The following is a 19,353-nucleotide window of genomic DNA, read 5'->3' as shown; positions in this document are numbered from 1 at the left end:
TTTCGGTATAAGACTGCGCTGTCCGGGGATATAAGAACGACAAAGAGGTCATGATGAGTAAAGAAATCAAAACCCAGGTCGTAGTACTGGGTGCTGGCCCTGCCGGTTATTCCGCTGCTTTCCGTGCAGCCGATCTGGGTCTGGATACTATTATCGTCGAGCGTTACTCCACCCTGGGTGGCGTCTGCCTGAACGTGGGCTGCATCCCCTCCAAGGCGCTGCTGCACGTTGCCAAAGTGATTGAAGAAGCCAAGGCGCTGGCCGAGCACGGCATCGTCTTCGGTGCACCGCAGACCGACATCGACAAGATCCGTCTGTGGAAAGAGAAGGTTATCAACCAGCTGACCGGCGGTCTGGCTGGCATGGCCAAGATGCGTAAAGTTCAGGTTGTTAACGGCTTGGGTAAATTTACCGGCCCGAACACCCTGGAAGTGGAAGGTGCCGACGGCAAGACTACCGTGACCTTCGACAACGCCATTATCGCGGCCGGTTCCCGTCCGGTGAAGCTGCCGTTCATCCCCCACGATGACCCGCGCGTATGGGACTCTACCGATGCGCTGGAGCTGAAAACCGTTCCCGGCAAACTGCTGGTTATCGGTGGCGGCATCATCGGTCTGGAGATGGGTACCGTTTACTCCTCTCTGGGTTCCGAGATCGACGTGGTGGAATTTGCCGACCAGCTGGTTCCGGCTGCCGACAAAGATATCGTCAAGATCTACACCAAGCGCGTCGCCAAGAAATTCAACATCATGCTGGAGACCAAGGTCACCGCAGTTGAAGCGCGCGAAGACGGCCTGTACGTCTCCTATGAAGGCAAGCACGCTCCTGCCGAGCCGGTTCGTTACGACAACGTGCTGGTTGCCGTAGGTCGTGTGCCGAACGGCAAGATGCTGGATGCCGAGAAGGCAGGCGTTGCCGTGACCGAGCGCGGTTTCATCGAGGTGGACAAGCAGCTGCGTACCAACGTGGCGCACATCCACGCCATCGGTGACATCGTTGGCCAGCCGATGCTGGCACACAAAGGTGTTCACGAAGGTCACGTTGCCGCCGAAGTTATCGCCGGCAAGAAGCACTACTTCGACCCGAAAGTGATCCCGTCCATCGCCTACACCGAGCCAGAGATGGCATGGGTTGGTCTGACCGAGAAGGAAGCCAAGCAACAGGGCCTTAACTTCGAAGTCGCTACCTTCCCGTGGGCTGCTTCCGGTCGCGCCATTGCGTCCGACTGTTCCGACGGTATGACCAAGCTGATCTTCGACAAGGAGAGCGGCCGAGTCATCGGTGGTGCCATCGTCGGTACCAACGGTGGTGAACTGCTGGGTGAAATCGGTCTGGCCATCGAGATGGGTGCGGACGCCGAAGATATCGCGCTGACCATCCACGCTCACCCGACTCTGCACGAGTCCGTGGGTCTGGCTGCCGAAGTGTTCGAAGGCTCCATCACCGACCTGCCGAACGCCAAGGCCAAGAAGAAAAAGTAATTTTCTTCCCCGCTTGTCTAAAAAGCCGCTCGAATGAGCGGCTTTTTGTTTTCTCCTTGCTGCCCCGACTTCGACAAAGCCCAATATGCTAAAGATAGGTTTTGGCACTGACGAGAGAGGCACGATGCTAGAAGCACCCATTCCACCCGATGAGGCATTGCGGCTGGAGACCCTGCGGCGGCTATCTTTGCTGGATTCCGAGGCCGAGGAGCGGTTTGACCGGCTGACCCGCATGGCCCGACGGGTGTTCAATGTCCCCATCGCGCTGGTGAGTCTGGTGGATGAAGATCGCCAGTGGTTCAAATCCTGTATTGGTCTGGAGGTCCGTGAGACCGCCCGGGACATCTCGTTTTGTGGTCACGCCATCATGGGCAATGAGACCTTTATAGTGCCGGATGCTTCGCAGGATCCCCTCTTTGCCGACAATCCGCTGGTGGTGGGTGGGCCCGGCATCCGCTTCTATGCCGGACAGCCACTGCGGATCGCCAACGGTTGCAAACTGGGGACGCTCTGCATCATCGATACGGTGCCACGGGAATTGAGCGACGAGGATGTGGGACTGCTCAAGGATCTGGCTGCGATGGTGGTGCGCGAGCTAGAAGCAGTGCAGCTGGCCACCATTGATGAGTTGACCCTGATCTCCAATCGGCGCGGGTTCGTGATGCTGACGGAGAAGAGCCTCTCGCTGGCCAGTCGCTTGCAGATGCCACTGGCACTGCTCTATCTGGATCTCAATGGCTTCAAGGGGATCAACGATAGGTGGGGGCATTCAGAAGGGGATCGGGCCCTGATCGCCTTTGCCACTCTGCTCAAGCAGGCTTTTCGTGGCGCCGACGTGTTTGCCCGCATGGGCGGCGATGAGTTCGCCGTCCTGCTGCCCAATGTGGTGGAGGCGCAGGCGCAACTGGCTTATGAGCGTTTCAATGTCATGTTGGCCGAGCACAATCAGCACAGTGGTTGCGGTTATGCACTGACCTGCAGCACCGGAATTGTCTGCTATGACGGGCGCGGTTGTGCCTCTCTGGCCGAGCTGCTCACCCGCGCGGATGAGCTGATGTATCAGCGCAAACGGGATGGCAAGGGCTGACGGCTATGCCGGATTAGCCGCCACCAAAACAACAGAGAGCGCTACGGCGCTCTCTGTTGTTGATGACTCAGGTCAAGGTCGGGGTCAGAGCCGGAAGTTGCCAACCAGCTTGTCCAGCTGACCGGAGAGCTGCTGCAGGCTGCGGCTCGACTCGGTCAGCTGGTGGGCGATATCGGCGGTCTCCATGGTGAGCTGGTTGATATCTTCCACGTTGCGGTTGATCTCGCCGACCACGCTGGACTGCTCCTCGGTGGCGGTGGCGACCTGGATGTTCATGTCGTTGATCTGGGTGATGTGGGCGGTGATCTGGCCGAGGGCGGCGTTGGCCTCATCGGCCTGGCTCACCACCTCCAGACTCTGGTCGCGCCCCTGTGCCATGGCGCTGACAGCGCGGGCACTCTGCTCCTGCAAGCGGTTGATCATCCCCTGGATCTCGGCGGTCGAGGCGGCGGAGCGGTTGGCCAGATTGCGCACCTCATCTGCCACCACGGCGAAACCTCGACCCTGTTCACCGGCGCGAGCGGCCTCGATGGCGGCGTTCAGTGCCAGCAGGTTGGTCTGCTCCGAGATGCTGCGGATGGTTTCGAGGATACTGCCGATGGAGTCGGTCTGGCTCGCCAGCGACTCGATGACCCCAGCCACCTGCTCAATCTCGCCGGAGAGGTCGACGATGCCGTGGCGCGCCTGCGCTACCACTACTGCCCCTGCATCGGCCTGATCGTTGGCCTGTCTGGCTACTTCGGCTGCCAGCGAAGCGTTACCGGCGATCTCGCTCACCGTGGCCCCCATTTCGTGGATGGCGGTGGCCACCTGCACAGTACGGTCACGCTGGGCAGTACAGTTGTGCTGGGTCAGCTGCGCCTTGTTGGCCACCTCGTTGGCGGTGGCCGCGAGCTGGCGGGAGTTCTCTGCCACCTGCTCGATGGATCCGTGGATCTTGGCGACGAAGTTGTTGAAGCCGGTGGCGACCTGACTCAGTTCGTCACGTCCCTCCACTTTCAGGCGCTGGGTGAGATCACCATCGCCGCTGCCCAGCTCCTTGAACAGGCGGGCCAGCTCGTTGAGCGGGCGGCTGACCGAGCCTGCCAGCAGCATCCCCATCAGCCCCATGGCAAGCGCAATCACCAGCGAGATCATCAGGATCTCGTTGCGGGTCTGATCCAGCTCGGCATAGATCTCGGCTTCTGGCACCTGGGCCACCAGATACCAGTCGAGCAGCGGGATATAGCTGCTGGCCAGTACCATGGGCTCGCCATTTACCTCGGCGTTGATGACGGCAAAGGGGCGTTTGGCCAGCAGGCTGCCGGTATCACCGCTGGCGATGCCGCCCAAGGTATCGCGTTCGATACGGTTGGCCTCGGGGTGCAGCTTCACCTTGCCGCTGCCATCGACCATAAAGACGATGCCGCTCTCTTCCAGCCGGAAGTTGGAGACCATGGTCACCATGGTGTCGAGGGATTTGGCAAAGCCGGCCAGCCCGCGCCCGTTGAGCTGCTGGAAGTTGACGAACAGCTTCACCTCGCCGTTGCTCTCGCGGAAGATGCTGAGGGTCATCTCCTTCTGGCTCTTGGTGTAGTCATAGAACCAGGCGTCTTGCGTGGGGGTCAGGTTGCGCAGAAAGCCATCCTGGTTGTAGTAGGCTGCACTCTGGCGATCGGCGAAGGAGGCGGTCACCAGACCATACTGGTTGGCCACATCCTTGAGCTGGTTGATGAGGATCGGCTCCTGCTCTTTGGGCATGCCCCGATCCACCCAGTCGAGGATGAAGCGGTCGGTGGCCAGTTGGCGGGCGGCCTGGGCGATGCCGTGGAGATCCTGTTCAATCTCCTTGCTGATCCGCTGGGTCAGGTTGGGGAGCTCCTGCTCGAACATCCGGTTTTCGATCAGTTGCTGGGCCGAGCGTTGGCTGAAGTAGCCTACCAGCAGGCAGGAGACGACCACGGCCAGGGTGACCGTGGCCAGTATTTTCTGTTTAAGAGTGAGGGTTGCCAGCATAAAGGTGCTCAAAAGGTTGAGATTGACGACGCTCATATTAGCGGCAGCGCGGCGCTACCCATGAGGCTTGCAGCCCTTTATTTGCGGATTACGTTTGCGCTCACAGGGGCGGCGGCGTGCCCCTTCGCCATGCAGCACAGGCGGGATGCGGATTGACGGTTGCGCTAACTGCCGGGCCCCTTATAGTAGAGGCCATCCTTGGTGACTGACCCTCTGAATAATATGGAAAATATGATGCGCAGCTTAGGTGCGGGATGGACCCGTCTGCTTTTGGTGATGCTGGCGGCCTGCCCGCTGCTGGCTGTGGCGGCACAGGGGGAGCGCCCGAAAATTGCGGTGGTGCTCAGCGGCGGCGGCGCCAAGGGTTCTGCCCATATCGGCATCCTCAAGGTGCTGGAGCAGAAACGGATTCCGGTCGACATCATAGTCGGCACCAGCATGGGCTCTTATGTGGCGGGGATGTATGCCATGGGGCTCAGTGCCGAGGAGGTGGAGCGCACCACCTTGGCCATCGACTGGAACAAGGGGTATCAGGACAAGGTTGGCCGCGACGAGCTGTCGCTGCGCAAGAAGCAACAGAACGAGCAGTATCAGCTGCGCACCGACATCGGGGTGAATGGCGACACCACCCAGCTGCCGGACGGTTTCTTTCAGGGCCAATCCATGGCCAGCCTGCTGCGGGGGGCAACCTCCAACCTGCCGGTGCAGGCGAGCTTCGATGATCTCCCCATTCCCTACCGCGCCATGGCGACTGACATGGAGACGGTCACCCCCTTTGTGCTCGATCACGGCAGCCTGGCCAAGGCGATGCAGGCCTCCATGTCCATTCCCGGCGCCCTCAAGCCGGTGGAGTGGGAGGGGCACATCCTGGCGGACGGCGGCAGCGTCAACAACATGCCGGTGGATGTCGCCAAGGCGATGGGGGCCGACGTGGTGATCGCGGTGGATATCGGTGCCAAGCTGCGTACCCGGGAGTCCCTCAAGTCAGGGTTGGCGATGATTGACCAGCTCACCACCTATATGACCCAGGTTGGTACCGACAAGCAGAAGGCGCTGATGGGGCCGAAAGACATACTGATCGCACCCGAGTTTGGCGATATGGGGATCGCCGACTTTGCCCGGATGCCGGAGGGGATCAAGATCGGTGAGACGGCGGCTGACAAGGTGTCGCTGCAACTCGATAAACTGTCGCTCACCAAGGCGCAGTACAACGCCTATCGCAACCAGAAGCTGAGCCGCCGTGCCGAGCGTAGCGGTCAGCCCGCCTACTTTATCGACAAGGTGGAGATCATCAACAAGTCGCGCCTCTCCGACGAGACGGTGCGCGCCATGCTGAAAGTGCGGCCGGACAAGGTGCAGACCAACGAGAGTCTGGAAGCGGGCATTCGCCGCCTCTACGCGCTGGAGTCCTTCGATCGCATCACCTACGAGGTGGAGGAGCGTGACGGGGAAAACGTGCTGCTGGTGGACGCCAGCGAGAAGAACTGGGGGCCGGGCTACCTCAACTTCCAGTTCGGTTTCACCGATGACTTCGAGAACACCTCCAACTACAACGTCGGCATGTCCTATACCCTCACCAACGTCAACGAGTGGGGTGCCGAGTGGCTGACCGAGGCGTCGCTGGGCACGGCCAAACATATCAAGACCGACTTCTATACCCCGCTCGAACCCTCCCAGACCTTCTATGGTGAGGCGAGTCTGGCCTATGACCAGACCCTGCGCCGCCTGTTTTTCCCCAATCCGGATCCCGAGATGGTTTCGATAAGCTATCTCGACTCCGAATACTCCTTCTTCAGCGGTGATCTGGCGGTGGGCTGGAACCGCCAGCCCTGGAGCAGGTTGTCGATGGGGCTGGAGGGACAACTGGGCACGATTGATGTGAAGAACTTCAAGGGGCTGGAGATGGATGCCACGGCGTGGGGCCCCTATGTCCGCTTTGAACACGACAATCTGGATAGCCTCTATTTCCCCTATCAGGGGGTGAAATGGGACATGAAACTGGGCCACTCCCACGTCAGTGTGGATGGACTCGAGTCAGCAGATGGCCGCAGTGAAGGCTGGAATTATCAGCTCTCGATGATCAAGCCCTGGTCATGGGACAGGCACAGCCTCAACCTGATCCTCGAAGGGGGTGGCTCGGGCAGTGAAGAGGTGGTGCCGCTGCATATTCAGGATCTGGGCGGACTGTTCCGCCTCTCCGGTTTCCAGCGCTACCAGCTGAGCGGTCGCTACAGCCTGTTTGGTGGCCTGCGCTACATCTATCGGGTGGCAGACAATGACTTCGGTGCCCTCAAGATGCCGCTCTATCTGGGCGGATCTCTGGAGCAGGGCGGGGTCTGGAACAAGGGGGAGGATATCAGTCTGGAGAGCTCGTTTACCGCCGGGTCGGTTTATGTCGGGGTGGAGAGCTTCCTCGGCCCTGTGTTCCTCGGCTACGGCATGGCGGAGGGGGGCAATGACGTCTTCTATCTGCAATTGGGCAGTACGTTCGAATAATGCTGAAATGATGCCAATTTGTTAACTCTGGTTGAGGGCGTTCAATTAATTTTCAAAAAACACCAGTCTGTTTAATTGGTTACGATTTTGTGGTGAATAAGTAAACAGGGTTTGGATTTTAATTAGTCGTTAAAACTTATATAGTGGGGAGCACCCTACGGGGTGTCCCGCAAGGACGATCGCCGCGAGCGTGGGCGAACCCCAAAAAAAGACCAAAGAGGAATTAGTCGTGCTTGAAACATACCGTAAACACGTCGCAGAACGTGCCGCCGAGGGCGTGGTTGCCAAACCTCTGGATGCAGAGCAGGTCGCCGCCCTGGTAACGCTTCTCAAGAACCCGCCCGCTGGCGAAGAAGACTTTCTGAAAGAGCTGTTGTCCTCCCGTATTCCCCCCGGTGTTGATGAAGCGGCCTATGTCAAAGCCGGTTTCCTCACCGCCGTCGCCAAGGGCGAAGCCCACTCTCCCATCCTGACTGCCGCCGAAGCTGTTGAGCTGCTGGGTACCATGCAGGGTGGTTACAACATTCAACCGCTGATCGACCTGCTGGATCACGCCACCCTGGCGCCGCTTGCCGCCAAGGGGCTCTCCCACACCCTGCTGATGTTTGACTCCTTCCATGACGTGGAAGAGAAGGCCAAGGCGGGCAATGTCCACGCCAAACAGGTGATGCAGTCCTGGGCTGATGCCGAGTGGTTCCTCTCCCGCCCGGAGCTGGCCGAGAAGATCACTGTCACCGTGTTCAAGGTGACCGGCGAAACCAACACCGACGACCTCTCTCCGGCACCGGACGCCTGGTCCCGCCCGGACATTCCGCTGCACGCCTTGGCGATGCTGAAAAACGCCCGTCCCGGCATTACTCCGGACAAGGATGGCGCCGTCGGCCCCATCAAGACCATCGATGCCCTGAAAGAGAAAGGCTTCCCGCTGGCCTATGTGGGTGACGTGGTCGGTACCGGTTCTTCCCGTAAATCCGCCACCAACTCGGTGCTCTGGTTTATGGGCGATGACATTCCGTTCGTGCCGAACAAGCGCGCTGGCGGTGTCTGTCTGGGTGGCAAGATTGCCCCGATCTTCTTCAACACCATGGAAGATGCCGGCGCCCTGCCCATCGAAGTGGACGTCTCCAAGCTGGAAATGGGCGATGTGATCGACATCTACCCGTTTGCCGGCAAGATCTGCAAACACGGCACCGAACAGGTGCTGGCGCAGTTTGAACTGAAGACCGACGTGCTGATCGACGAAGTGCGCGCCGGTGGTCGTATCCCGCTGATCATCGGCCGCGGCTTGACTGACAAGGCCCGCGAAGCGCTGGGTCTGCCGTTCTCCACCGTGTTCCGTCGCCCGCAGCCGGTGGCCGATACCGGTAAAGGCTTCACCCTGGCCCAGAAGATGGTGGGCAAGGCGTGCGGCGTGAAGGGCATTCGCCCGGGCACTTACTGCGAGCCCAAGATGACCACGGTCGGCTCCCAGGACACCACGGGCCCGATGACCCGCGACGAGCTCAAAGATCTGGCCTGTCTCGGCTTCTCCGCCGATCTGACCATGCAGTCCTTCTGCCACACCGCGGCCTATCCGAAGCCCATCGACGTACAGACCCACCACACCCTGCCGGACTTCATCATGAACCGCGGCGGTGTGAGCTTGCGTCCGGGTGACGGCGTCATCCACTCCTGGCTGAACCGCATGCTGCTGCCGGATACCGTGGGTACCGGTGGTGACTCCCACACCCGTTTCCCCATCGGTATCTCCTTCCCGGCGGGCTCCGGTCTGGTGGCCTTCGCCGCCGCCACCGGCGTGATGCCGCTGGATATGCCGGAATCCGTGCTGGTGCGCTTCAAGGGCGAGTTGCAACCGGGCATCACCCTGCGTGATCTGGTTCATGCCATCCCCTACGCCGCCATCCAGAAAGGGCTGCTGACCGTCGAGAAAGCGGGCAAGAAGAACATCTTCTCCGGCCGCATCCTCGAGATCGAAGGTCTGCCGACCCTGAAGGTGGAGCAGGCGTTCGAACTGGCTGATGCCAGCGCCGAGCGTTCCGCTGCCGGTTGCACCATCAAGCTGGATAAAGAGCCGATCATCGAGTATCTGAAGTCCAACATCGTGATGCTGAAATGGATGCTCTCCGAAGGCTACGGCGACGTACGCACCATCACCCGTCGCATCAAGGGGATGGAAGAGTGGCTGGCCAACCCGACCCTGATGGAAGCGGACAAGGATGCCGAGTACGCCGAAATCATCGAGATCGATCTGGCCACCATCAAGGAGCCGATCCTGTGTGCGCCGAACGATCCGGACGATGCCCGTTTGCTGAGCGACGTGGCTGGCGACAAGATCGATGAGGTGTTCATCGGTTCCTGCATGACCAACATCGGTCACTTCCGTGCCGCCGGTAAACTGCTCGAGAAGTATCAGGGCGAGCTGCCGACCCGCATGTGGATCGCACCGCCCACCAAGATGGACAAGGATCAGCTGACCGAAGAGGGCTACTACGGCATCTTTGGTCGCGTCGGTGCCCGCATCGAGATCCCGGGTTGTTCCCTCTGCATGGGTAACCAGGCGCGGGTCGCGGAAGGGGCCTCGGTGGTCTCCACTTCCACCCGTAACTTCCCGAACCGTCTGGGTAAAGGTGCCAACGTTTATCTGGCCTCTGCGGAGCTGGCCGCTGTTGCCGCCATCCTCGGCAAGATCCCGACTGTGGCGGAGTACCTGCAGTATGCCAAGGCGCTGGATGCCACTGCGGCAGACACTTACCGCTACCTCAACTTCAACGAGATCGCCTCCTACACCAAGAAGGCTGATGCGGTGATCCTGCAGCAAGCCGTTTAACGGAGTTCTTGCGCGATTTGCGCGATAAGAAGCCAATAATGCCGCGTATTTACGCGGCATTATTTATTTGTGTGTTATTCACCGTCTTTTTTGAAGATTGTTTGCACGATCCTTGCTAGAGAGATCCAACCACCTGTTTGGTGGTTCGTTTTATAAACGCTTTGGGTTATGTTGTTCGGTTATGTGCGGTAATGATGAGGCATCGTTATCGAGGGAAAGTGGATATCTGTTCACTGGGTGCTTGCGTTGGCAGGCCTGACGAATTGCGGCGTGGTTCTTTATGTTTCTGTTCAGGATCGATCTCTCCCGAACCGGGTTACGCTTCGGCGGTGCCTTGCTGGTCTTTACCCTGCCGCTGCTGGTGGGAGCTTGGCTCATCCACAGCAATTATGTGCAGGAGCTGAAAGCGGAATCCAGCGCCTCGGCCCACAAGGCCAGAACCCTGATGGAGTCGATGCTGGATCATGCGGAGCAGGCCAATCGCTCCGTGCTGCCCTTGGTGAAGGCTCCCTGTCGCGACAACCTGCTGGTGCTGCGCAAGAAGGTCGCCATCGAGCCCTTCCTGCGTTCGGTCAATCTGGTGCGAAACGGTATCATCAATTGCACTTCGCTGTTTGGTGAGGCCAATGATGCCGATGACGGCTCCATCTACACCGGCCGCAAGCTGCTGCTGATGAGTGGCAACCGGGTGCGGCAAAATCACCCTCTGCTGGTGGTGCGCACCGAGCAGGGAAAGGATGCCGCCTTGAGCGCCATCGACAGTACCCAGCTCAGCTTCATGCTCTCTATGAGCGGAAAATCCAGTGCGCTCTATCTGCAGGTGGGGTCGGCCTGGCTCAATGAGTCTGGCCGTTATCTGAGCGAAGCGCCCACCCTCCATCGCGGGATCAGCCAGGCCCTCACCTCATCCCATTATCCTTTCACCATCCATGCCGGTTATGCCATGCCGGTCTACTGGAAGTCGCTGTGGGCCGCGCGGCACGTGGCGCTGTCGTGGCTGGCGGTTTCCTCGCTTTTGCTGGCCTGGCTGGTGTGGTGGGTGCTGGGGCGTCCCGGCTCGCCAACAGATGAATTGCGACGCGCCCTGCGAGCCAGGGAGTTTGTTCCCTACTTGCAGCCGCTGATAGCCAGCCACGACGGCAAGATGATGGGCGCCGAGGTGCTGATGCGCTGGGAGCATGTCAATGAAGGGGTGATCCGGCCCGATCTCTTTATCCCGCAAGCGGAGGAGTCGGGACTGATCGTCCCCATGACCACCCATATCATGAAGCAGGTGGCGACACGGTTGAACCGCTCTCAGGAGCAGTTGCCCGATGGGTTTCATATCAGCTTCAACATCAGCGCCGCCCATTGCCACGATTTTGCCCTGTTGGCCGAGTGCCGCGCCTTTCTCGGTCACTTCCTCCCCGGCAAGGTGGTACTGGTGCTGGAGCTGACCGAGCGGGAGCTGCTGATGTCAGATCCCCAGACCCTCTCCCTGTTCCGCCAGCTGGACGAGATGGGGGTCAAACTCGCCATCGACGACTTTGGTACCGGCCACTCCAGCCTGGCTTACCTGCAGCAGTTTCATGTGGATTACCTCAAGATCGACAAATCCTTTATCGCCCGCATCGGTACCGAGTCGCTCTCGGAGCATATCGTGGACAATGTGATCGATCTGGCAACCCGGCTCGGTCTGGCGCTGGTGGCGGAAGGGGTGGAGAGCGAGCGTCAGGCTGACTACCTCAGGGCCAAAGGGGTCGATTATTTACAGGGATACCTGTTTGCCCGCCCCATGCCGCTGCGCCAGTTCTGCGAGGAGCTGCTGCCGGAAGAGGCACAAACCCGCCAGCCAGATGGGGTGCGAGGCATCCCGAACGCCACCTGATCTATCGGTGACAGACGGGCGGCCACGCTCCCGTCTGGCAGGGTAGGGAAGTGCTATATCCCTATCCCCCCCTCGACTGCAGGGGCTTGTTTTCCATGCCTTGTGGCTCACTTTTCGGTAGAATCGGCGCTCATTTTGACGTCAGTAAAAGATGAGGCGCGGTATGACGGTTCAGTTCCAGGCATTTCACAGCATCAAGGCGATCGGTAATCGGGAGGTGCTGTTCAACTGGTCGAGAACCAATCCCCTCGGGGCGCTGGATCAGGTGTGGCGCCCGAAAACCCGCGACGAGCTGCAAGCGCTGCTGCGGGAACACCCCGAGCGCAAGCTGCGCCTTATCGGTTCCGGCCTCTCTTTTGAACCCATCCATAGCGTCTATGCCGAGGGCAGTCAGGCGCTGCTGGTGGACTTGCACCACCTGCGCGGCCAGCTGGCGAAAACGGCCGATACCGTGACCTATCAGGCGGGGACGCCGCTCGATACCGTTTATGCCGAGCTGATCGCCATGGAGCGGATGCTGCCCGCATCCCCGGGCGTTATCGGCATCCAGACCCTGGGCGGCGCCCTCAGCACCGGCACCCACGGTCAGGGGCTGCACCAGTCTGCCCTCTGCGATGCGGTGGAGGCCCTGACCGTGATGCTGGCCAATGGCGACATCATCCGGGTGGATCGCAGTGACCCGCGCTTCGGCGCCTTCGTGATGGGGATGGGGATGCTCGGCATCCTGCTCGACGTCACCCTGCGCACTGTGCCGAACCGCATTATGCGCTGCACCAAGTTCACCACCGATTACCCCTTCCTGCTGGAGCACAACGAACGGCTCAACCGCGAGCACGGCTTTGTGAAGAGCTGGTGGTTTGCCTGGACCGGTGAGAGCCACATCTGGCTGGTGGATCCCGCCTCTGATGAGGAGGTGGCCCGTTACCGGGCCGCGGGTAGCGAGCCGCTGCTGCTGGATGGCGATATCGACGCCCGCATGAACGCTGCTCTTAATGCCACTATCGACGCCACCATGCAGAAGATGGCGAAAGACACCAAGGATGAGGCGCTGGCTGGCGAGCACTTCGAGACGGTGCGCCGCTTCAAGGATGCCTCCGATCTGGTGGGCAACGTCTACCAGATCCTCTGCAAGGGGATCCCGGCTCCCCAGATCAACTGCGAGGTGGCGGTGCCGCTGCATCGGATGAACGAGGCGCTGGAGACCCTGCAGGCCTGGCAGCAGGCCAACCTGGGAGTGTTGCACTACCCCTTTATCCTGCGCTGTACCGGCCCTTCCGAGGCCTGGCTTAGCGCCGCTTATGGCCAGTCGGTCTGCTGGATCGGTTTTCTGGTCTATCTGGCGGCGGACGGCACCTTCGTCAACGGCTCCATGGAGCAGATGCGCGAGCTGCAGCAACTGCTGGTACCGCTCGGCGGCATTCCCCATTTCGGCAAGCATCTGGCGATGGATCTGTATGACTTCCCGGCCCTGCTACCGCGCTGGAACGACTTCGTGGCGTTGAAAGCCGAGCTCGACCCCCACGGCCGCTTTGAAAACCGCTGGCTCAGCGACCTGTTTGCCAACCGGTAAGGATCTGACATGACCGATATGCAAGACACTCGAATTCCCGTGACCCTGCTGACCGGCTTTCTCGGCAGCGGCAAGACAACTCTGCTCAACCACTGGGTCAAGCAGCCAGAGCTTGGCGAGTGCGCCGTGCTGATCAACGAGTTCGGCTCGGTGGGGTTGGATCACCATCTGGTGCAACAGGTGGATGAGCAGGTGATGCTGCTCGACTCCGGCTGCATCTGCTGCTCGGTGCAGGGCTCTTTGGTGGAGGCGTTGCAGGGGCTGTTTATGAAGGCCATCCAGCGCAAGATCAAACCGTTCAAGCGGCTGATTATCGAGACCACTGGCCTCGCCGATCCGGCCCCCGTGCTCTTTACCCTGCGCGAAGAGGGCTTTATCGCCCAGCGCTACCGCTTCGATGGCACAGTCACCGTGGTGGATGCCGGCCATATTGAGCAGCAGTTGGCGACTCAATATGAAGCGGTGAAACAGGTGGCGCTGGCGGATCTGCTGGTGGTGAGCAAGGGGGATCTGGTGGATGGCGAACAGCTGGCGCGGGTCGAAGCCCAGCTGGCGGCACTCAATCCGGCGGCCCCCATCCAGCAGGTGACCAATGGCGAACTGTCGCCAGCAGTGCTGGAGAAGCTCGGCGCCTACAACGAAGCGGCGGGGCGCGATGTGCGCCAGCTGCTGGCCTGGCTGCGCACCGAATCCCCCAAGCAGGGGCTGGCGTCACCGATACAGCCGAAGATGCAACCGTTCGCCGCCAAGGTGGGCACTGCTGCACCCACCCACTTCGAGCACGGCAACATCGAAAGTTTCTCCCTGCGTATCGGCGAGCCGCTCAAGCCCTCTCGCCTGCTGGCTGCCATCGATGCGGTGCAGGCCCAATATGGCGATGCCCTGCTGCGCCTCAAGGGGATCTTGCAGCTGGAGGGAGAGAGCCAGCCGGTGGTGATCCACGGCGTCCACGGCCAGCTCTATCCGCTGCAGGCGCTGGGCGACTGGCCGGAGGGCAAGGCCCAGTCCCGACTGGTGTTTATCGTGAAAAGTCAGGACAAGGCCGGTATCGAGCAGCTCTTTATGGCGACCCTCAAGGCCCCCGAGCCCACTCTGGAAGAGCGGCTCAAAGCCATGCTGGGTCAGCCCGACAACTGATCTTGCGCGTTGCAGCTCTCCTGTACCGGGTCAGGACGGCGGCGGTTGAACAACACAAACGCCACCGGCACAAAGTAGAACGAGAGCAGGGTCGCCAGCGCTGTGCCACCGGCGATGGCGATGGCAAAGGGGGGCCAGAAGCCGCCGCCCCCCAGCAATAGCGGGATGAAGCCGCCCACCGTGGTAATGGTGGTCGAGACGATGTGGCGGCTGCAACCGGCCACCAGATCGCGGATCTGCGGCAGATTGCCCTGTTGTGCCAGCGGGTCTGCCTTCAGCTCGGCCAGAATGACGATGGCGGCGTTGATGGCCAGCCCCATCAGTCCCAGCAGGGCGATGATCACCGTAAACCCGAAGGGGTACCCCAGCAGCCAGACCCACAGCAGCCCGAGCCCAGCCGACTGGATCGCCACCAGGGTGACGATGCCTGCCAGCCGGAACGAGTTGAAGCTGAGCACCAGCACGGCCACCAGCAGCACGGCGACCAGGCTGACGTGAGCCATCAGATTACCCACCGATTCATCCCGCTTGGCGGCTTCCCCGCCAAACTCCAGTCGATAGCCCGGCGGCAACGCCAGCGCCTTGGCGGCCAGCCGCTCTTTGACCTGCTCCAGCACGGTTTGCGGCAGTACGCCGACCGCCAGATAGGCCTCCAGCACATTGACCCGCTCACCATCCCGACGGCTGATCTCCCCCCAGCTTGGCAGCAGTTCGGGAGTGGCCAGCGCCCGCAAGGTGAGATTGGCAGCCCCTTGCTGGCCGGTGCCGGTGAGCGACAGCGGCACATTGAGCAGCGCATCCGGATCCTGACGCAAGGGCTCGGCCAGTCGCACCCGTACCGGGATTGACTCGGTGCCTTCCAGCACAGTGCCGCCCAACCTGCCATCCAGTGCGCCAGCCAGCCGGGAGGCAACATCGGTCAGGCTCATGCCTGCCAGTCGGGCGGCCTCCTCATCGACCTGCAACCAGAGTTTGGGGGCCCCGGCCTGCAAGGTGGCGCGGGTCTGCACCACGGCCGGGGTATTGGCGAGCAGACTGCGAAGCTCCTCTCCCAGACGGTGCAGTTGTTCAAGGTCGGGGCCAAACAGCCGCAGCTCGACCGGGGCATTGAAAGGCGGCCCCTGTTCCAGCTTGCGCACCAGGATCTGCGCTTCGGGAAATTTTGCATCGAGCCGCTGCTGAAGTTGTGGAATGAGCCGCTCGGCGGCATCGGCATCCTGCAGGGTGATCATCCCCTGGGCGTAATCGGCCCGCCCCTGTTTTCTGGGCACCAGGTTGTAGTAGAAGCTGGGGGCGTTGTCGCCCACCACCCAATCCTGGCGAACCAGCTCGGGGAGACTGGCCAGCTCGGCAGAGATCCCCAGTGCCAGCTCGCGGGTGCGCGCCAGGCTCGCCTGTGGGGAGAGGCTGGCCTCGATGTGGATCATGTCCCGGTCGGCAGGGGGAAAGAACTGTTCGGTGAGGCGGCCCGCCACCCAAAAACCGAGCAGGGGCAGCAGACTGACCAGCAGCAGGGTGCGCCAGGGATGAGCCAGCGCCATGGCGATGCTCTGCTGGAAACGGGCGCTCACCCGGGGCAGGTGCAAGCCATCCTGATACCAGCGTCCCCCCTGGTCACTGCCAATCCAGCGGGCTGCGAGGCCAGCCACCAGGGTGTGGGCGATGAGGTAGGATCCCAGCAGCGAACAGATCACCGCCCAGGCGATGCCGCCGACAAACTCGCCCGCCGGGCCCGGCATCAGAATGATCGGCATAAAGGCGAGCATGGTGGTGAGGGTGGAGCCCAGCAGTGGCAGCCAGAGGTGGCCGATGGCTTCCAGTGCGGCGGCACTCATGGCCATGCCGTGGCGGCGCTGATACTGCACCCGATCCGCCATGACGATGGCGTTGTCCACCATGATCCCGAGCGCCACCACCAGACCGGTGACCGACATCTGGTGAATGGGCAGATTGATCAGGTTCATGCAGGCGAAAGAGAACGCCACGGTAAGCGGCAGCGACAGGGCCACGATAATGGCGGCCTTGACTCCCAAGGTCACCAGCAGCACTGCCACTATGATGAGGAAGCCCTGCACAATGTTGAGCAGCAGGGTATCGAGCCGCTGATCGGTATAACGCTGCTGATCGAAGCTGGTGACGAGGCCGATATTATCCGGCAAGTCCTGTTGCAGCTTGGCCAGCATTGTATCGACCCGTGCCGACCAGAGGTCGATGCGGTGATCCTGTGCCATCCGCAGGCCGACCACCACGGCCCGTTCACCATTGGCAAAGGCCAGCTGACTCTCCGGCTGGTGCAGGGTACGTCTTACCTCGGCCAGATCGCCAAGGCGCAGGGTCTGGCCCTGCTCGCCGGTACGCAGCGGGATCTGGCGGATCCGCTCCAGGGTATCGAGGGCGCCGCGGATCTCCACCTGAAAGCGATTGTGGCTGCCCTGCAACTCTCCGGCGGTTACTTTGGCATCGGCACCGCTCAGCGCCTGGGCAAGCTGTTCGCCACTCATGCCGCTGGCACTGAGGGCGAGGGGATCGAACCGCACCTCGATCTCCTCCTGTGGTGTCCCGACCCGCTCGACGTATTCGGTGCCCGGCAGCTGGCGAGCCCGGCGTTCCAGCTCGGCGCTGTAGCGGGCGAGGCGATCCAGCTGCGGCTGGCCCGGCCCGCGCCAGACCACATTGACCAGCCGGGTGAAGGGGTAGCCCTTCTCGTCATCCAGCTTGGGGGCACTGGCGCCGGCTGGCAGTCCGGCGGCAAGATCTGCCAGCCGGTCACGAACTCTGGACCAGACAGGCTCGACATCGCTGACCTCATCCTTGAGCTCCAGATTGATGATGGAGAGACCGGGGCGAGAGCTCGACTCGATCAGCTTGATCTCGCTCTGGGCCCGCAGCCGGTTCTCGATGGGCTCGCTCACCAGCGCTTCCACCCGTTCGGCGCTGGCCCCGGGGAAGTGGGTAACCACGCTGGCAAAACGGCTGGTGAGCTGGGGATCTTCGGTTCTGGGCAGGGTCTGCAATGCCGCAAGGGCGGCCGTCAGCAGCAGTGCGACCGTCAACAGCAGCAGGCGGCCATTCTCGATAAACGGGCGGATCATGACTGTGGCTCCGGATGCGCCACCTGATGATCCACGCTGGTGGTCAGGGTGACCTGCTGGCCCGGCACCAGTTTATGCAGGCCATCGGTCACCAGCTGTTCTTGTCCGTTCAGGGCACCACTGATCCAGGCTCGTTCGCCATCTTGCTGCAGCAGGGTGACGTCCCGACTGACTACTCGGGGTGGCGTTTCGTCGTTGAGCAGATAGAGGGTCCAGCTGCCGCGCAATCCCTGGGTCAGCGCGGTGAGCGGCACCTCGTAAGCACGGGTGGGCTCGCGGGTCTGATGCAACAGGGTGATCAGTTGCCCCTCTGCCAGTTGTTCGCCGCCCCGGGTCAGCTGGAAGCGGGCGGTGCGGGTGTGGGTCTGCCCGTCCACTTGTACCCCCAGATTAAGCAGGCGCCCCTCCAGTGATTGCACACCGCTTTGCAGGGGGTAGTTTTGGCCGACGATCAGGGTCTCGGCCTGTTTCACCGGCACGCCGATATCGGCCTCCCACTGGCCGCTGCGGGTCAGGGAGAAGAGAGGCTGGCCTGCGGCCACCACGGCCCCCAATGCCTGCTCGCGGCTGACCACAATCCCGTTGAAGGGGGCGCGCAGCTGTGATTTCTCCTGTTTGACCCGGTTGGCTTCGAGGGCGGCGGCCAGCTGGTTGGCGCTTGCCTCCAGCATGCGGACTTTGCCTTGCTGTTCATCCAGCGCCTGACGGGAGCTGAACTGCTGCTGGCGCAGGGCGGTGAGTCGATCGAGCGTCTGCCGGGCAAGGGTCAGCTCGGCCTCGTTCTGGGCGGCCCGGGCGGCCAGCTCTTTGGCTTCCACTGCCAGCAGCCGGGTGTCCAGTGTGGCGAGCAGTTCGCCGGCCGCGACCGGCTCTCCGCGTCCCTTGTGCAGAGTGGCGATCCGCCCTGCCAGCTCGAAGCCTATCTGGCTGTGCTCGGGGGCGATCACCCGGCCATTGAAGCGGTGCAGCACCGGGTAGTGATCGCTGGCTTGCAGCGGCTGGGCGATCACCCGGGTCAGGGCGGGTGTTTCTTCTGACTCAGTGACCGGGCTGCAGCCACTCAGTAACAGCGCCAGCAGGATTAAGCAAAGTGTCATGACATCATCCTCTGGTTGACATAACATCAAATCACACCGGTGAGTCTAGTTTTTCGAAACTAGACTGTCCAGTTTGATTGTGGAGGAAAAATGAACATTTCACCCCGTAGTCAGCAGAAGCGGGCTGCGATCCTCGATGCTGCCGGGCGGCTCTTCTGTCAGCACGGTCTGCATCTGGTCAGCATGGACATGGTGGCCAGTGAAGCGGGCGTCTCCAAGCAGACGGTCTACAGCCATTTTGCCAACAAGGAGTCGCTGTTTGCCGAAGCGGTGGGCAGCAAGTGCGTCAGCAGTGAGCTGATGCCGGAGGTATTGTTGCGTGGCAACAATGTGCGGGAGAGCCTGATTGCCTTTGGTCGCAGCTTTCGCAAGTTGATCCTGAGCGATGATGCCATCAATATCTTTCGCACCTGCATCAGCTGCAACGATGCCCAGCTGGCCACCCTTTTTTTCGAGGCGGGCCCGCTCTATGTGACCGAGATGCTGTCCAACTGGCTGGAGCAGCAAAAGCAGCAAGGCCTGCTGTGCCATCAAGACAGCGAACAGGCCGCCTTGCAGCTGTTGCTGATGTGGCAGGGCAAGGAGCGCATGCTTCGTGAGCTGGGTCTGCCGTTGACCCAGAGCGCTGCCGAGCAGGATGCCTGGACCCTGAGTTGTGTCGATCTCTTCCTGACCGCCGCCGCTCCCCCGCAAAAATAATGGAG

At 61.3% G+C, this 19,353-nt stretch carries 11 protein-coding genes; 8 read left to right on the top strand and 3 right to left on the bottom strand.

Features of this window, described 5'->3' with window-relative positions:
• Positions 1 to 53 precede the first annotated feature (53 nt).
• On the top strand, positions 54 to 1,481 hold the full coding sequence (lpdA, locus tag VF684_RS04570; protein WP_005336123.1) for a dihydrolipoyl dehydrogenase: 1,428 nt from the start codon (positions 54 to 56) through the stop codon (positions 1,479 to 1,481).
• Positions 1,482 to 1,605: 124 nt separating this feature from the next.
• Positions 1,606 to 2,568 carry a sensor domain-containing diguanylate cyclase gene (locus VF684_RS04565; RefSeq protein WP_139440260.1) on the top strand — a complete coding sequence of 321 codons (963 nt, stop codon included), beginning with the start codon at positions 1,606 to 1,608 and terminating at the stop codon, positions 2,566 to 2,568.
• Between the two features lie 84 nt (positions 2,569 to 2,652).
• On the opposite strand, the gene VF684_RS04560 is transcribed toward VF684_RS04565, so the two are convergent.
• Positions 2,653 to 4,563 (bottom strand): methyl-accepting chemotaxis protein, encoded by a 1,911-nt coding sequence (locus VF684_RS04560; protein ID WP_139440258.1) that lies wholly within the window; start codon positions 4,561 to 4,563, stop codon positions 2,653 to 2,655.
• Positions 4,564 to 4,797: 234 nt separating this feature from the next.
• Between VF684_RS04560 and VF684_RS04555 the strand changes: the two genes are divergently transcribed.
• The 5 genes from VF684_RS04555 (at position 4,798) to VF684_RS04535 (ending at position 14,460) form a co-directional block, all read left to right on the top strand.
• On the top strand, positions 4,798 to 7,059 hold the full coding sequence (locus tag VF684_RS04555; RefSeq protein ID WP_139440354.1) for a patatin-like phospholipase family protein: 2,262 nt from the start codon (positions 4,798 to 4,800) through the stop codon (positions 7,057 to 7,059).
• 229 nt (positions 7,060 to 7,288) lie between these two features.
• Positions 7,289 to 9,886: a bifunctional aconitate hydratase 2/2-methylisocitrate dehydratase gene (acnB, locus tag VF684_RS04550; RefSeq protein ID WP_106843559.1), complete on the top strand. Its 2,598-nt coding sequence runs from the start codon at positions 7,289 to 7,291 to the stop codon at positions 9,884 to 9,886.
• A 280-nt stretch (positions 9,887 to 10,166) separates the two neighbouring features.
• Positions 10,167 to 11,753, top strand: coding sequence for an EAL domain-containing protein (locus tag VF684_RS04545; RefSeq protein ID WP_021231269.1), 1,587 nt, complete (start codon positions 10,167 to 10,169; stop codon positions 11,751 to 11,753).
• Positions 11,754 to 11,916: 163 nt separating this feature from the next.
• The gene (locus tag VF684_RS04540; RefSeq protein ID WP_139440255.1) at positions 11,917 to 13,323 is read left to right on the top strand and encodes a D-arabinono-1,4-lactone oxidase; all 1,407 of its coding nucleotides are present in this window, start codon (positions 11,917 to 11,919) and stop codon (positions 13,321 to 13,323) included.
• Between the two features lie 9 nt (positions 13,324 to 13,332).
• Complete coding sequence (locus tag VF684_RS04535) at positions 13,333 to 14,460, top strand: CobW family GTP-binding protein (protein ID WP_162516379.1); 1,128 nt, start codon at positions 13,333 to 13,335, stop codon at positions 14,458 to 14,460.
• Here VF684_RS04535 and VF684_RS04530 read toward each other — a convergent pair.
• Positions 14,445 to 17,552 (bottom strand): efflux RND transporter permease subunit, encoded by a 3,108-nt coding sequence (locus VF684_RS04530; protein WP_201911996.1) that lies wholly within the window; start codon positions 17,550 to 17,552, stop codon positions 14,445 to 14,447. The two genes, VF684_RS04535 and VF684_RS04530, sit on opposite strands and share 16 nt — an antisense overlap.
• Positions 17,549 to 18,649 (bottom strand): efflux RND transporter periplasmic adaptor subunit, encoded by a 1,101-nt coding sequence (locus VF684_RS04525; protein ID WP_139440251.1) that lies wholly within the window; start codon positions 18,647 to 18,649, stop codon positions 17,549 to 17,551. Before VF684_RS04525 ends, VF684_RS04530 begins: the two co-directional genes overlap by 4 nt.
• 90 nt (positions 18,650 to 18,739) lie before the next feature.
• On the opposite strand from VF684_RS04525, the gene VF684_RS04520 reads away from it, so the two are divergent.
• The gene (locus VF684_RS04520; protein ID WP_005355070.1) at positions 18,740 to 19,348 is read left to right on the top strand and encodes a TetR/AcrR family transcriptional regulator; all 609 of its coding nucleotides are present in this window, start codon (positions 18,740 to 18,742) and stop codon (positions 19,346 to 19,348) included.
• Positions 19,349 to 19,353 lie beyond the last annotated feature (5 nt).

The sequence above is a fragment of the Aeromonas sp. Lyrl_2 genome (assembly GCF_051948815.1).
GTDB classification, from domain to species: domain Bacteria; phylum Pseudomonadota; class Gammaproteobacteria; order Enterobacterales; family Aeromonadaceae; genus Aeromonas; species Aeromonas veronii.
This window is presented reverse-complemented; position numbering and strand designations above follow the sequence as displayed.